Genomic DNA, 14,671 nt, shown 5'->3' with positions numbered 1-14,671 from the left:
CGGCTACCGGGCCGGCTTGGCAAACACCAGCCAGTTCGATTGGCGGGCCGTGTCGGTGCGCCGCCTGCCCAGCCGGACCACATCCGCCTGATACCAGCCACCGGGCTTGTACCAGCCCTCGTCCCAGCCGCCCATGTCGAGGTACAGGGCGTTGCGGGCCCCCAGGCTCACCAGGTCGGCGGCGAATTGCTGCATGGTGAGCTCATCGGTGCTTTCGACCACCGCAAATTCGTGGCGAGGCCATTCGACCAAGGCCCGCCGCTGAAACACGCTGCCGCCCGGGGCCCGCACGTTGCGGCCATTCAGCACCAGCAATTCCTGGAGCAGCAGCGTGCCGTGTTGGCGTTGGACGTTGGCCAACTGCGCGGGGGTAGGAGACTGGCCTTGCGGAACGGAAGAAATGCTGAGGCTGTCGCCGACGATGCGCAACATGCCATCCAGGTAGCCCCTGGCGATGGTTTGCAGCGCCTGGCCCTGGCACACCAGCAGGTCGAGCGGCTGGTCGGTTTCGAGGTCGGTGTAGGCCGCGGCCACGCTCAACAGGTAGCGGCCGTCTTCCGGGGCCGGCCGCCGGGTTGTTACCTCAATTGCCAGATGATGAGGCGTGAGCACCGCGTACTGATTGCCGGACGGGGCCGCTCGCAGCACAGCGTGCACCTGCGGCGTTGACTGGGTAGTGCAGGCGAGCGGGCTGATGAGCAGCCCAAGCAAAATGCCGTTTTTCAGGAGTTTCATGTACGCGTAAAGTGTAGGCCGCCGGGCAGCCGCCGAAGCAGGTTGCTCAAACGCGAGTTGTTTCGGGCTGGTATGAAGCAGCCGCCTGCCCGACCTTTGCGGCTTGTTTAGCCCTTAATGCTTCGCATGAAAGCCTTTATTTTCGACCTCAACGGGACCATGATTCACGACATGGATTTCCATACCCGCGCCTGGCGCCACCTTTTCAACCACGACCTGGGCGGCAGCTTCACCCACGAAGAAGTGAAGCCCCAGATGTACGGCAAAAACCAGGAAGTGCTGGTGCGCGTGTTCGGCCCCGACCGCTTCACGGCCGCGGAAATGGACCGCCTTTCGCTGGAAAAAGAGCGCCGCTACCAGCAGGAGTACCTGCCCAGCCTGGCCCTGCTGCCCGGCCTGGCCGAGTTTCTGGAAGCGGCCCATCAGAAAGGCATTCCCATGGCCATTGGCTCGGCGGCCATCCCATTCAACATCAATTTTGTGCTCGATAACCTGCACATCCGGCACTACTTCCGCGCCATCGTGAGCGCCGACGACGTGACGCTGAGCAAGCCCCACCCCGAAACCTTCCTCAAAGCCGCCGCCCAGCTCGGCGTAGCGCCTGCCGACTGCCTCGTGTTCGAAGACGTGCCCAAAGGCGCCGAGGCCGCCCTGAATGCCGGCATGCCTGCCGTAGTGCTCACCACCACGCACGACGCCGAAGAATTTGCCCAGCTGCCCAACGTGCGGCACTTCGCACCCGATTTCACGGATGCCTTCATGCGGGGGCTGGTGTAGCGTTCCGTACCGCCAAGCTGTGCTTGGCTTCGGCAATACGAGGGCCAAGCACAGCTTGGCGGTACGGAACGCTACGGCAGCACCGGCACCCGCAGCGCCGACGGATGCTGCGCGTCGTGGTACAGCCGGATGGTGGCTTTCTGAAAATCCTTGGCCTCGGCCGTGGCGATGGGCACAAAGGTTTGCGGGTTGCGGTCTACCAGTGGGAACCAGGTGCTTTGCACCTGCACCGCCAGCCGGTGGCCTTTCTGAAAGGTGTGGAGCACGTCGGGCAGCTCGTATTTTACCTCCGTAGGCTGGTTGGGCTTGAAGGCCTCGGGCTTGGAAAAGCTGTTGCGGAAGCGGCCGCGCATCACCTCGGCGCGCACGAGGCGCTGGGTGCCGTCGGGCAGCTCGTCGATGACTTTCACGATGAAATCGGCGTCGGTGCCGGAGGTGCTCACCCACAAGTCGGCGTTGATGGGGCCGGCCAGGGTGAGGTCGTTGGGCAATGTTTCGGTGCGAAAAGTCAGCACATCGGGCCGCTTGGCGGCGAAGCGCTGGTCCTCTATCATGTACTCATTGTTGCGGCTGCCGCGCACCCCGTCGGTGTAGGGCACGGGATTGGCCGGGTCGCTCGTGTATTGAAATGGGATTCTGACATTGTTGCTGACCGCAGTATTCTTGACATAAGGCGGCACCGACTTTAGTCCCATTGGGCCTTCATTTTTCGCTTGAGGGTCTACTATAGCCAATTGACTATTTTCTTGGAAGAAGACGGAACGAGTTATCGTGGCAGCCGGCGGCCAAGCCGCATACGTTTTCCACTCGTTCGTGCCCGTGTTAAACACCGTCGCCTCGGCCGGGTTGAAGGTGCCTTTGTCTTTCAAATAAAAATTGAAAAACGGCGTTTCCAGCGTCTCGCGATAGGTTTGGGCGGTGTTCGAGCCGAAATTTAGTGGGCCGAATTTGCTCCAGTCAGGGCGGGCCCAGGCGCCGTGGGTCCAGGGGCCCATCACGAGGCGGTTGGTGGCGCCGGGGTTTTGCTTTTCAATGGCTTTGTAAGTATTCAGGGCGCCGAACAGGTCTTCGGCATCAAACCAGCCGCCCACCACCAGCACGGCCGGCTTCACGCCCGTGAGGGCCGTGCGGATGTTGCGCGCCTGCCAGTAGGCGTCGTAGGTTTCGTGCTGCTGGTACTCGTTCCAGATGCGGGCCCGGTTGTTGAAATACTGCGGGCCGTTGGCGTTTTTGACGGGGCCGAGGTCGAGGAAAAACTTGTAGGCATCCTTGGGCTCAAAGGCGAACAGCTGCTCGTAGCGGGCCACGGGCTGGGGCCGCGGCACGTCGAAATAATTCGTGAAATCGAAGTTGTCGAGCAGGAAAAACGCGCCCTTGTGCCGCGCGTCGTCGCCCATAAACTCGTCCGTGACCGGGGCTTGCGGCGACACGGCTTTGAGCGCCGGGTGGGCGTTGGGCAGCGCCGCCGTGGCGTAGAAGCCGGGGTAGCTGATGCCCGACATGCCCACGCGGCCGTTGTTGCCGGGCACGTGCTGAAGCAGCCACTCAATGGTGTCGTAGGTGTCGGTGCTTTCGTCGTGGGCTTTGGGGTTGGCAGCCGCGGCGGCGGTCAGCGCCGGCGTCATCTCCTCAAACTGGCCCTCGCTCATGTAGCGCCCGCGCACGTCCTGGTGCACAAAAATGTACTTCTCCCGCGACAGCTCCCGGCTGGGGCCCGGGCCGCGCGTCGGGTACTTGTCTTCGCCATACGGCCCGGCCGAGTAGGGCGTGCGCATCAGGAAAAAAGGGTAGGGCATGGCCGCCGACGCGTCTTTGGGTACGTAGATGGTGGTGTAGAGCTTCACCCCGTCGCGCATCACAATCTGGCGGTCGAGCTTGGTGTAGTTCTGCCGCACGAAGGTGGAATCCTGCGCCCGGGTTTGAGCGTGAGCGGCCGGGGCGGCGGCGCAAAGGGCCGCCAGCAGGGCAAGAGTGAAGTAGGGGCGAAGCATCAGGAAAGGGAGGGGCGAAGTCGCAAAAGGTGATTGGAGATGCAAAAGAACGTCAGCGCAGCAGCCGCACCGTGGTATCGAGGCGCTGGCTGATGAGGTAGTCGCGGTACTGCTGGCGTAGGCGGGCCATGGCCTCGCGCTGCTCGTCGCGCTGAAACAGGCGGACTTTGTATTTCTCTTTGGGGCGGTGCGGCGCAGGTTCACGTAGGTGAGCTTGCCGTTGTTGGTCTGGCTGCCCGGCTCCCCGTTCTGAATGCGCTCCACCCGCTTGTCGTTGTTGCCAAACAGCGCCTGCAGCGGTTTCAGGCCGATAAACAGGTTGGTGGCGCCCTCCAGCCCGTAGTGCCCGCTGATTTCGAGGTTGCTCAGGTTGCTGTTCAGCCGCAGGCCCGGAATGATGAGCTGGCCCTGGGTCAGCAAAAACTCGCTGCTCACGGGCTCGAAGAACAGATGGCCGGTGCGCTCAGCCTTCATGAATTTCAGCGCCTCCATCAGCACCTCCACGTTCAGCAGCTCCAGGCCTTTGATGTCGGTTTTGAGGTAGCCGTCGGTGCTGGAGAGGTTGGGCAGAAACCGCGCGTTCAGGTCGGTGCGGATGTCGGCCACGCCCCGCAGGCTGCCCCGCACATTGTCGCCGCCCAACACATTGAGGCCCATGCTTGTGATGGTGGAGAAAAGGGCCGGCAGGGCCACGTCCTGTAGGCGCATTTGCAGCTGCGTGGGGTGGTGGGCGCGGTTGGCGGTGCTGCGCATCGAGCCGCTCAGGCTGATGCGGCCGTCCAGCGCCTCCACCGAGCATTCGTCCAGCCGGGCCTGGCCTTCAAGCAGGTGGGCCAAGAGCCGGAATTTCCCCCCGCTGATGGCGGCGTAGTTCACCCGGTCGGCTTCCACGTGCAGCACTGCGCTCAGCACCCCGTTCGAGAGCAGCGAGCGGTTCACCTTCGATTCGGCTCGCTGGGCGCGGCGCTCGGCCCGGCGCTCGGCCCGCGCCAGGGTTTGGGCCGTAAACACGGTGTCGGCCGGAGTGGTGAGGTTGGCAATAAGCCCCAGCAAACGCGTCACGTCGAGGGTGGCGTAGCGCAGGGTCAGGTCGGCGTCGGCGGCCAGCAGGCGCAGGTTTTCCACCTGCGCCGTGGCAGTGGCCTCGCCCCGGCCGCCCTCGGGCGTGCGGAAGCGCAGGTAGGGCAGGCGCAGCAGCGAGCCCGTTTTTTCCAGCTTCAGGTTCACGCTGCCCAGGCTTTCCTCTTCGGGCAGCTGCACGTGGTCGATGTCGAGGGTAAGGCGGCCGTTGGCGGCCAGCAGCAGGTCGCGCAGGGCCGGCACGGCCGCGCCCGCGGCTTTGCCCGGGCGGCCGGCGCGGGTGGCCGCGGGCGGCTCCGGCCGGGTGAAGCGTTCCACAAACTGCCGGTAATTCAGAGTGGCGAAGTGCACGCCCAGCTCGTATTCCACGGGCGCCACGCGGTTGTCGGGGTCGGTGGGCCAGTGCACGTTGCCGCGCACCTCGCCGCCCCACACCCGGCCGGCTAAGTGCTGCAGCTGCACCTGCTGGCCGTCGTGGCGCACGGTCACGGCCAGGTCGTAGAGGGTGTCGGAAGCCAGCAGCAGGCGCTGGCAGCGCAGGCTGGCGTCCAGCAGCAGGCCCGGCGGAATCAGCTGGCTGCCCAGCGTGGCGGCCAGCTGGGCGCGGTTGCGCGGTGCGCGGCGCGGCTTGGGCTGGCTGGTGGGCGCAAAGGCCGGCCCCGCCGCCCGCGGCACCGGCCGCAGCAGCGTGCGCAGGCTGGCCACGCGCAGCTCATCCACCGCAAACGAACCCTTGATGCTGGCCGTGGGGTGCTGTCCGGTGAGGTAATCGAGCAGGTACACGGTGGTGGCCGAGGCCCGAAAACGCATGCCATTGAGCACGCCCGTGGCGTTGGAAAGCTGCCACAGGCTGTCGCGCAGGCCCACTTTCACGTCGAAGCCCGAGAGGTCGGCGCCCCGCACCGGCAGCAAAAAAGAAGCCTGGGAGAGAGTCACGGTGCCACGCAGCGACATGTTTTTGCGCGGTCCTTGCTCGGGGCGGCCGGGCGGCGGGGGCAGCAGGCCGCGCACCTGCACGTCGAGGTCGGCCACACCGGCGCGGGCCTGCCAGCGGCCCGGCGACACCACCGCGGCCAGTTCCGGCAGCTCGGTGCGGCCCCGGAAACGCCCGTTCACAAACGGCCGCTTGAAATCGCGCAAGGTCATGGCCACGTCGAGGCGGCCGGCGCGGGAGTAAATCCGGCAGCGCTTCAGGGTGAGCACCTGGGAGCGCACGTTGTGGCGAGGGCCGTTGTCGAGGGTGCCGGCCAGGTCCCAGCGGGTGATGTGGCGCCCCTCGCCGGGCCATTTCAGGCTTGCCGCCCGCAGGCCGAAGGTCAGTACGTTGTGCGGCGTCACTTTGGGCCCGCTCAGCCCCGAGATGGTGTAGTGGATGTGGGCCTTGCTGGGGCTGGTGGCGCCGGCCAGGTAGGGCTCCAGGCGCGGGGGCAGGGCCGCGTGCAGCACATCGGTGAGGGGCTGGTTGCCCACGAAGCGCAGGTTCAGGAGGGCACCTTCGGGGTGGTCGGGGGCCACGGTGTGGGTGCCGCTCACCCGAATGGTGTCGCCGTTGAGGGTGGCGCGGGTGCGGTAGAGCAGGCCCTGGCGGTTGGCGAAGGCGTAGCGGTAGTGCACGGCGGCGTGCACCGGCTCGCGCTCAAACAAGGTGCCGGCCCGGGTGCGCAGGTAGCTCAGCTGCCCGTCGAGGGTGCCGGCCACGTGCAGCACACCGCCCTGCAGCCGGGCCGACAGGTGGGCCGCATCGACCTGGGCGCCAAAGGCCGTGCGCAGGTAACCATTTTGGGCGCTGAAGCGGAAATTCGACACCAGCAGTTCGTCCAGCTGCAGGTTCACCAGCGGGGGCCTGCCGGTGCCGCGGCGCCGCTTGCCGCGCAGCCCCCAGGACCGGCCCAGCGAGTCGACCCGCTCCCGGAAGTCCACGTCGGTCACGGCCAGGCGCTTCACCTGCAGTTGCCCGCGCAGCAGGCGCAGCAGCTCCACGCGCAGGTCGGCGCGGGCAATGCGCAGCACGGGCATGCGGCGGCCGTAGGAAGTATCGGTGAGGGCAATGTGCTGAATGGAAGCCGTGAGGTGCGGAAAATCGCGCCACGGCGACAGCTCCACCCTGAACGGCTCCAGCACCAGTTCCGAATTGTGCGTGAGGGCCCGGCGTACTTTTTGGGCCACCAGCCTGCGGCCGTACTCGCTGCCCAGCAGCCACACGGCCGCCACTCCCCCCAGCACGCCCAGCAGAAGCACTGCCGCCACCACGCGCCGAAAGGGAAATGATTTCATAAGAGCCGAATTTGCAGTTGTGGTGTTGCCGGTGGGCTGGCCGCGCACAGTTCGGCCAAAGTAGCCCAAATACGGGAAAACCGGCGCTGCGAAGGCGTTTTAGTCCGCGAAGAAGCAACAAATTTCGTCCCGGCCGTTTGCTTCTGGCTCCCCCAGCGCGTTTGGCCCTTTCACCGGAATCCTCTAGCTTAACGGCTTCATTGCAGCGCACCGGCCGCCACGCCCACGCCCACCTAGTTTGCAACCCCGGCACCCCCCCCTAACCCAGGACTTTCTTGTGCCAGCCTGCCGCTGCTTATGACTTTTTTTGTGCGTCTTTAAGCCGTGGCAGGTAGGGTAAATAAAAAGCGACTGCCTTTATTCGGCTGGCTTTCAACCCACAGCGCGCCGCCCTGCGCATTAATAAACTCCCGGGATATACTCAGCCCCAGCCCCGAACTGCTGCCCGTGGCGGTGCGCCCCGGCACGCCCGCAAACCGCTGAAAAATGCGCTTGTGGTACTCGGCCGGAATGCCGGGGCCGCAGTCTTCCACGCTCACGCGCACCATTTCGCCCCAGGGCATCACGCGCACCACCAGCGGCGCCGCGGCGGGCGAATACCGAATGGCGTTGGACAGCAGGTTGATGAGCACCCAGGTGGTTTTTTCCACGTCGCCCTGCACCTCGGGCAGCGCGTCGGCCACCTGCACCTCGAGCCGCAGCTGCTTGTCGGTGAGTTGCGGGTGCACGGTTTGGGTGGCGTAGCCGATGACGTCGGCCAGGCGCATGCGCTGCACGTCGAGCTTGATGCCCGCGCCGGCGTCGAGGCGGGCCACGTCGATGAGCTGGCCCACCATGTTGAGCAGGCGCTGGGTTTCCTCGCCAATGCCGGTGGCCAGGCGCTGGCGCTCGGTGGCGTCGGTGCGCTCGTTTTGCAGCAGCATGAGGCTGAGCTTGATGCTGGCCAGCGGCGTTTTGAGCTCGTGCGAAATGGTGGCCAGAAAGCCGGATTTCACTTCGTCGAGCTTCTTGAAGTCGGACACGTTGCGCAGGCAGAAAATGTGGCCGCCGGGCACTGGCTTGCCCGTGGTGCTGTCGGTCATTTCGATGGGGCTGATACTGAGCTGATAGTGCGGCGACTCGCCCTTGTGCGGGAAGGTGAACACGGGGTCGGGCTCGGCGTCGCCGGCCAGGTTGTGGGCGGCCAGCGGGGCCAGCAGCTCGCGCAGCAGCTCGTTGGTTTCGGCCAGCTGGTCGGCCGATTTTCCTTCCAGCTCGGCTTCGCGCAGGCCTAGTAGGTCGCAGGCCACGGGGTTGGCCAGGATGATGGTGCGGTGCTCGTCGAGCAGCAGCAGGCCTTCATCCAGGCTGCGTACCAGGCTGTCCATGCGGTTGCGCTCCGTGAAAAGCTCGGCCAGAGTGGCGCGGCGCTCGTTCTGGGCCTGGCTCAGCACGCGGTTCACGGCGGTGGCCACGGAACCCACTTCGTCGCGCCGGCCCACGCCCACGCGGGTAGCGGGGCCGGGGCCAGCCACGCGCTCCACGTCGGAGGTGAGGCGCCGCAGCGGGCGCACCACAATGCGGGGCAGCCGCACCATCATGGTGATGCCCACGGCCGTGCCGGCCAGCAGAAAAGCCAGCACCGTGGAGCGGGCCAGGTTGAAATCGGCCTGCTCAATGCCGTGGGCCCCGTGCTCGAGGTAGCTGATGGTGAGAAAGGCGTAGCCGCCCAGCCCCAGCAGCAGCAGCAGCAACAGGAAGACACTAAGGCGGATTTTAAGTTTGAGGGACATGAAACAAGCAGCTGGAACCGGAAAAAACGCGCAATCCTGCGGCGGCCAACCCGGGCGCGAAGCTAGGGCCTGCGTGCCCGCGCCGCGGCACACGCCCGCATGGGCCCAAGCAGCCGTGCGGGTAGATGGCCCATAATCGATTAATAGCATGAGAGCTAAGAATATTACAGTTGGCTATCTCTGTTCGGGGTTCGACCTTTGTTGGGCTGCCGGGCCGGTTCCGCCGTTGGCGCCTGGCGGGAGCTGCCCGTTTCGGGCGCTGCCGGCGCGGCGCGCGGCGTATTCCACGTTCTGGCCATGAAAACATCCCCTTCTGCCGATGCCGCCGAGTGGGCCGCCCGCGTGGAGCAAGAGCGCGCCGGCCGTGAGCAGGCCGAGGCCGCGCTGGCCGAAGCGCAGGCCCGCGTGGCTGCCCTGGAGCAGCAACTGGCCGGCTCAGTGGTGCGGGCCCGGCGCGAGCACGCCCAGCTCATGGCCCTGGTGCAAAACCTGCGTCTGGGCCTGATGCAGGTTGATTCCGAGGGGCAGATTCAGTTTGTGAGCCAGCACTTCTGGGACCTGTTTGGGCTGCCGCCGGTGGCCGGACCGGCCGAGGGTGGCCCGGCCATTCCGCCCGCCGCCGTGCGCATTGAAGCGGCTTTTGAAGACCCCGAGGCATTCACCCGGCGGGCGTGGGCGCTGCACGCGGCCGGGCAGACGGTGCTGCAGGAGCCTTTTGTGCTGGCCGACGGCCGCGTGCTGGAGCTGGACTACCTGGTGCTGGACCCGCTGGGGGCCGGGCGGCTGATATGCTACCGCGACGTGACCGAGCGCCACCTGGCCGAGCAGCGGCTCCTCGCCCAGTCGGCTTTCTACGAGGGCGTGCTCGAGCAAGTGCCGTCGGCCGTGGCCGTGTTCGACGACGCGCACCGCTACCTGTTCGTGAACCCCGCCGTGGAGCCCGACCCCGCCACCCGCGCCTGGATGCTGGGCCGCACCAGCGCCGAGGCCTGCGCCCAGCGGCAGCGGCCGGCGGCCATCAGCCAGCGCCGCGCCGCGGCCTTTGCCGAAGCCCTGCGCACGCAGCAGGAGCAGGCCTGGGAAGAAACCCGCTCTGGCCCCGACGGGCCCGTGCACGTGCTGCTGCGCTACCGGCCAGTGCGCCTCCCCGACGGCTCGCTCCGCGTCATCAGCTCCGGCGTCGACATCACGGAGCGCACGCTGGCCGCGGAAATGCTCCTGCGGCAACAAACGTTCTACGAGTCCATTCTCAACCTGCTGCCCGTCGACGTGGCCGTGTTCGACGCCGAGCACCGGTTTCTGTTCGTGAATCCGGCGTCGATTTCGGACCCTGCCGTGCGCCGGCAAATCATTGGCCTGACCAACGAGGAATACTTTGCCCTGCGCCGCAAGCAGCAGCCCGACGGGATTCGCCAGCAGCGGGAGCAGTACTTCAACCTGGCCGTGCGCACCCGCGCCGACGTGACCTGGGAAGAAATGCGCACCGACCACAAGCAGCGGCCCCAGCTCATGCTGCGCCACCTGCGGCCCGTGTTCGAGCCCGACGGCACGTTGCGCATTGTGGTGGGGGCGGGCATCGACATCACTGCCCGCTACACCGCCGAAAAGCTGCAACAGAACGTGCAGGCCATGCTGCGGGCCCAGGAAACTTTCGTGCGCCAGATTCTCGATGCCCTGCCCAACGTCATCTACATGAGCGACCCCGACGGCAGCGTGTCGTTTACCAACGAGGCCTTCCGGAGCCTGTCGGCCCAAGCGCAGCACCAGCAAAACCCCGACAGCGACCCCGTAACGGCCGAAGAAGTGCGCCAGCTGCACGGGCTCACCGCCCTGGTGCGCGCCACCCAGCGGCCCCAGGCCCGGGAGCTGCCTTTCACGCTCACTAGCGGCGAAACCCGCTTTTATGAAGTGGAAAAACGCCCCATGCAGCGCCCCGACGGCCAGCTCGGCGTGCTCAGCGTGGGCACCGACGTCACGGCCGTGAAACGGGCCCGCCAGGAGTTGGAGCGCCGCGAGAAACAGTACCACGACCTGGTATTCTACTCGCAGGCCCTCATCTGCACCCACGACCTGCACGGCAAGCTGCTCTCCGTAAATCCCGCCGTTGAGCGGCTGCTGGGCCGGCCCGCCAATGAGCTGGTGGGCAGCTATCTGCACGACATTGTGCTCCCCGAAAGCCGCGCCGCGCTGCAGGCTTATTTCGATGGCGACATGACCCTGCAAACCCAGGAGCAGACCCTGGTGGTGCTCACCCGGGCCGGCGAGCGCCGCCACGTGCATTGCTACTCCTACCCCGTGCTGGAAGCCGGCGCGCCGCCCTACGTGGTGGCCTCGGGCTACGACGTGACCCCGGCCGTGCAGGCCGAGCAGGCGCTGCAGCAAGCCAAGCGCGAAGCCGAAGAAAACGCCCTGGCCAAAGAAGCCTTTCTGGCCCGCATGAGCCACGAAATCCGCACGCCCCTCAACGGGGTGCTGGGCATGGCCGCGCTGCTGCAGAAAACCCCGCTCACCGACCCGCAGCGCGAGTACCTCAACACCATGCAGCACGCCGGCCGGCACCTGCTGGCCCTGCTGAACGACGTGCTCGACATGGCCAAAATCACCACCCATCACCTGGAGCTCAACCACGCCTCCTTCGACCTGGCCGTGGCCCTGCAGGGCGCCGGGCAAACCGTGGCCGCCCTGGCGGCCGAAAAAAGCCTGCACCTCGAAATTGAACTGCCGGCCCCCACGGGCCCCCGCGTGCTGGGCGACGCCTACCGCCTGCACCAGGTGCTGCTCAACCTGCTCTCCAACGCCATCAAGTTCACGGAGCGCGGCAGCGTGCAGCTGGGCGCGCGGGTGCTGCACGAAACCGCGCAGGAGCTGCTGCTCAGGTTCTGGGTGCAGGACACGGGCATCGGCATCGCCCCCGACCAGCAGGCCCACATTTTTGAGGCCTTCGCCCAGGCCAGCGCCGAAACCAGCCTGCGCTTCGGCGGCACCGGCTTGGGGCTGGCCATCAGCCGGCAGCTGGTGGAGCAGATGGGCGGCAGCCTGCAGCTCTACAGCGAGCCCGGGCTGGGCACCACGTTTTCCTTCCAGCTGGTGCTGCCCCGCGCCACCGAGGGCCCGGCCCTGCAAACGCCCGCGCCCGCCGAGGCATCCTACGAAGGCCTGCGCGGCCTGCGCGTGCTGCTGGCCGAAGACAACCCCGTGAACCAGCGCATTGCCGTGGCCGTGCTGGAGCACTGGGGCGTGCAGGTGCAGGCCGTGGGCAACGGTCTCGACGCGCTGGCCCAACTGCTGAAATATTCCTTCGACGTGGCCCTGCTCGACATCCGCATGCCCGGCCTGAGCGGGGTGCAGGTGACCCAGGCCCTGCGCCGCCACCCCGACCCGGCCCGCGCCAACGTGCCCATCATCGCCCTCACCGCCAATGCCTTCGAGGCCGACCGCGCCGCCTACCTAGCCGCCGGCATGAACGCCTGCCTCACCAAGCCCTACGAAGAAGCCGCCCTCTGCCAGCTGCTGCTGGAGCTCACGGGGAGCAGGCCGTAGCGTGGACTCGGCGAGTTCGCGCTACAACCCGTACTCTTCCAGCTTTCTGTATAGCGTCGTCAGTCCAATGCCTAGGCGCTTGGCCACTTCGGGCTTGTTGCCGTCCAGCTCGCGCATCAGTTTCTCGATGTGCCTGGCTTCGAGGGCGCGCAGGCTGTCGTCGGCGGCGTCGGCACCGGGGCGGGCAGGGCGGCCGAGGGCGTGAAACTCATCGGGCAGAAAGTCAGCCGACAACGGCTCACCGCTCGGGGCGAGGATGGCGGCGCGCTCCAGCACGTTTTTCAGCTCGCGCACATTGCCGGGCCAGGGGTAGCGCTGCAGCAGGGCCAGGGCCTCGGGGGCGAGGCCGGGCAGGCGCTTGCTGAGCTTGGCGGCGAAGTCGCGCAGGAAGTGCTGGGCCAGCGGGGCCACGTCGGCGGGCCGGTCTTTGAGGGGCGGCACTTGGATGGTGAACACCGAGAGGCGGTAGTACAAATCGGGCCGGAAGCGGCCTTCGGCGGCTTCCTGCTTGAGGTTGCGGTTGGTGGCGGCCACCATGCGCAGGTTCACGTTGGTGGGCTTGGTGTCGCCGAGCTTCACGAACTGCTGCAGCTCCAGCACCCGCAGGAACTTGGCTTGCACGTTGAGCTCCAGCTCGCCGATTTCGTCCAGAAACAGGGTGCCGCCGTTGGCTTCTTCCAGCAGGCCTTTCTTGTCGGTGAGGGCGCCGGTGAAGGCGCCTTTGCGGTAGCCAAACAGCTCCGATTCGAGCAGGTCTTTGGGAAAGGCGCTGCAGTTCACGGCCACGAAGTTCTTGGCCTTGCGCGCGCTGGCCTGGTGGATGGCCTGGGCAAAAAGCTCCTTGCCGCTGCCGGTGGGCCCTTCCAGCAGCACGGTGCTGTCGGTGGGGGCCACCTGGCGGGCCAGCTGCTGCACGCGCTGCAGCTCGGGCGAGGCGCCTATCATGGCCTCGAAGGTGTGGCGCTGGCCCATGCGGCGCTCCAGCTCGGTGACGCGCTTGCGGAGGCGGGCTTTTTCGGCGGCGCGGTCGACGACGACCACCAGCTGCTGCTCAAAATCGCCCTTGGTGAGGTAGTCGAACGCGCCGAGCTTCATGGCCTTCACGCCATCCGGGATGGTGCCGTAGGCGGTGAGCAGCACCACTTCGGCATCGGGTGCGGCGGCTTTGAGGCGGGGCAGCAGGTCCACGCCGTTGGCGTCGGGCAGCTTCACGTCGGAGAGCACCAGCAGCACCTCGTCGGCGTGTTGCTGCAGCAGCTCCAGGCCGCGGGTGGCGTCGGGGGCTTGCAGCACGGCGTAGCCTTCCAGCTCCAGCACCTGGGCCAGCAACTGGCGCAAGCGCGCCTCGTCGTCGATGATTAGGAGGGTTCCGGTGGGCATGGTTACTTGTAATTAAGCTGCCCGTCGTGCGCCTTTTGCTAACAAGTATTCCATTAAGCGAGCTTGTACATCAGTATGGTAAAGGCATGTAGTGGAGCTTTTTACACTCATTGGGTTTGCTTTGCGAACGTAGCAAAGACTAGCGTCCTCTCTTAAGCTTTTGACGAAATTCTTAACTCCTTCATCCCATTTGTACCCTTCTTTCATGACTTGGAATAATAAGTCCTGGTAGCCGAGCACATAGCCATGGCGAGGCAAATCATCGTCAGAAAGTCGCACAATTGCAGCATTCCTACTTGATGTGAGACGAATCTCGCCCTGTACTGGGCGTTCAATCCGAATTGTTGTGTCAGATGGAGCCGCATTGTCGACGTGGACAACGCCATCTGCTTCTCCAGAATTTTTAACACTTACAAGTGCAAGATGGTATTTCACCAAAATAGAGTCAGTGTGCCCACTTTCATGTAGCCGCCGGCCAACGTCGGTTAAGCCCTGCAAGAAATCCTTGACCTCTTGACTCGCTCCGTGACTGGCGTTATGTGTGGTTAAAAAGTCCTCTGCAACGAAGGGCAGTTGGTATGCCAGAGGAAGAATGGCAAGCTCGAGCTCTGAGAATAACTCCCTGCTGAAATGCTGCCTCAAAAACTCACTAAAGTTTAAGCAACATTGCGAGAATAAAGGCATCAAAACAGCATCAAGTCGTTCGCCATAGAAGTGAATACATTCATTGCGGTATTCACCGGCCTGCTCGATAATGGCTTTTGTGGCCTCAAAAGGCTTTCCTAGTCTGTTCTGAACTTCATCTAGGCACCTGTCCAAAGACAGGGTTTTTCTTTTAGGCCTTGGTTGTCCTCTTTGAACCCTAGGCAATGGATAATAAATAATTCTTCTATCAATACGATAGAGAAAAGCCTTTAAAATTTTTTCCCACGCCGTTGCCATTGCAATGGCGACTTTTTCATGACGTTGAGCTATTTGTGTTGCATTCTGAAGATTTACAGCTTGCCCCATGAAAGCCACCGCACTTTCAATCAAGATTTTTGTCATTGGCGGTTTGCGGCGGCGGATAGTAGACGTTGGTTGCATGGAGAGGTGTTAACAACTAAAATGCGGCGTCAAGTT

Annotated in this window: 7 protein-coding genes; 2 read left to right on the top strand and 5 right to left on the bottom strand. The window is 64.9% G+C overall.

What is annotated here, in order from left to right; all coding sequences use genetic code 11:
• Nucleotides 1-3: 3 nt before the first annotated feature.
• A complete protein-coding gene (locus MUN81_RS14400) occupies nt 4-735 on the bottom strand; it encodes a hypothetical protein (protein ID WP_245111442.1) in 732 nt (243 codons plus the stop codon).
• 126 nt (nt 736-861) lie between these two features.
• On the opposite strand from MUN81_RS14400, the gene MUN81_RS14395 reads away from it, so the two are divergent.
• Complete coding sequence (locus tag MUN81_RS14395; protein WP_245111440.1) at nt 862-1,512, top strand: HAD family phosphatase; 651 nt, start codon at nt 862-864, stop codon at nt 1,510-1,512.
• A gap of 71 nt (nt 1,513-1,583) precedes the next feature.
• Here MUN81_RS14395 and MUN81_RS22825 read toward each other — a convergent pair whose 3' ends face one another.
• Complete coding sequence (locus MUN81_RS22825; protein ID WP_348533138.1) at nt 1,584-6,857, bottom strand: CocE/NonD family hydrolase; 5,274 nt, start codon at nt 6,855-6,857, stop codon at nt 1,584-1,586.
• A 317-nt stretch (nt 6,858-7,174) separates the two neighbouring features.
• Nucleotides 7,175-8,629: a sensor histidine kinase gene (locus tag MUN81_RS14380; RefSeq protein WP_245111438.1), complete on the bottom strand. Its 1,455-nt coding sequence runs from the start codon at nt 8,627-8,629 to the stop codon at nt 7,175-7,177.
• Nucleotides 8,630-8,926: 297 nt separating this feature from the next.
• Between MUN81_RS14380 and MUN81_RS14375 the strand changes: the two genes are divergently transcribed.
• The gene (locus MUN81_RS14375; protein WP_245111436.1) at nt 8,927-12,169 is read left to right on the top strand and encodes a PAS domain-containing protein; all 3,243 of its coding nucleotides are present in this window, start codon (nt 8,927-8,929) and stop codon (nt 12,167-12,169) included.
• Nucleotides 12,170-12,190: 21 nt separating this feature from the next.
• On the opposite strand, the gene MUN81_RS14370 is transcribed toward MUN81_RS14375, so the two are convergent.
• Complete coding sequence (locus tag MUN81_RS14370) at nt 12,191-13,549, bottom strand: sigma-54 dependent transcriptional regulator (RefSeq protein ID WP_245111435.1); 1,359 nt, start codon at nt 13,547-13,549, stop codon at nt 12,191-12,193.
• Between the two features lie 12 nt (nt 13,550-13,561).
• Nucleotides 13,562-14,635, bottom strand: coding sequence for a DUF3644 domain-containing protein (locus MUN81_RS14365; RefSeq protein WP_245111433.1), 1,074 nt, complete (start codon nt 14,633-14,635; stop codon nt 13,562-13,564).
• Nucleotides 14,636-14,671: the final 36 nt, after the last annotated feature.

Origin of the sequence: Hymenobacter sp. 5317J-9 (assembly GCF_022921075.1) — a bacterium.
Classification (GTDB): Bacteria; Bacteroidota; Bacteroidia; order Cytophagales; family Hymenobacteraceae; genus Hymenobacter.
This window is presented reverse-complemented; position numbering and strand designations above follow the sequence as displayed.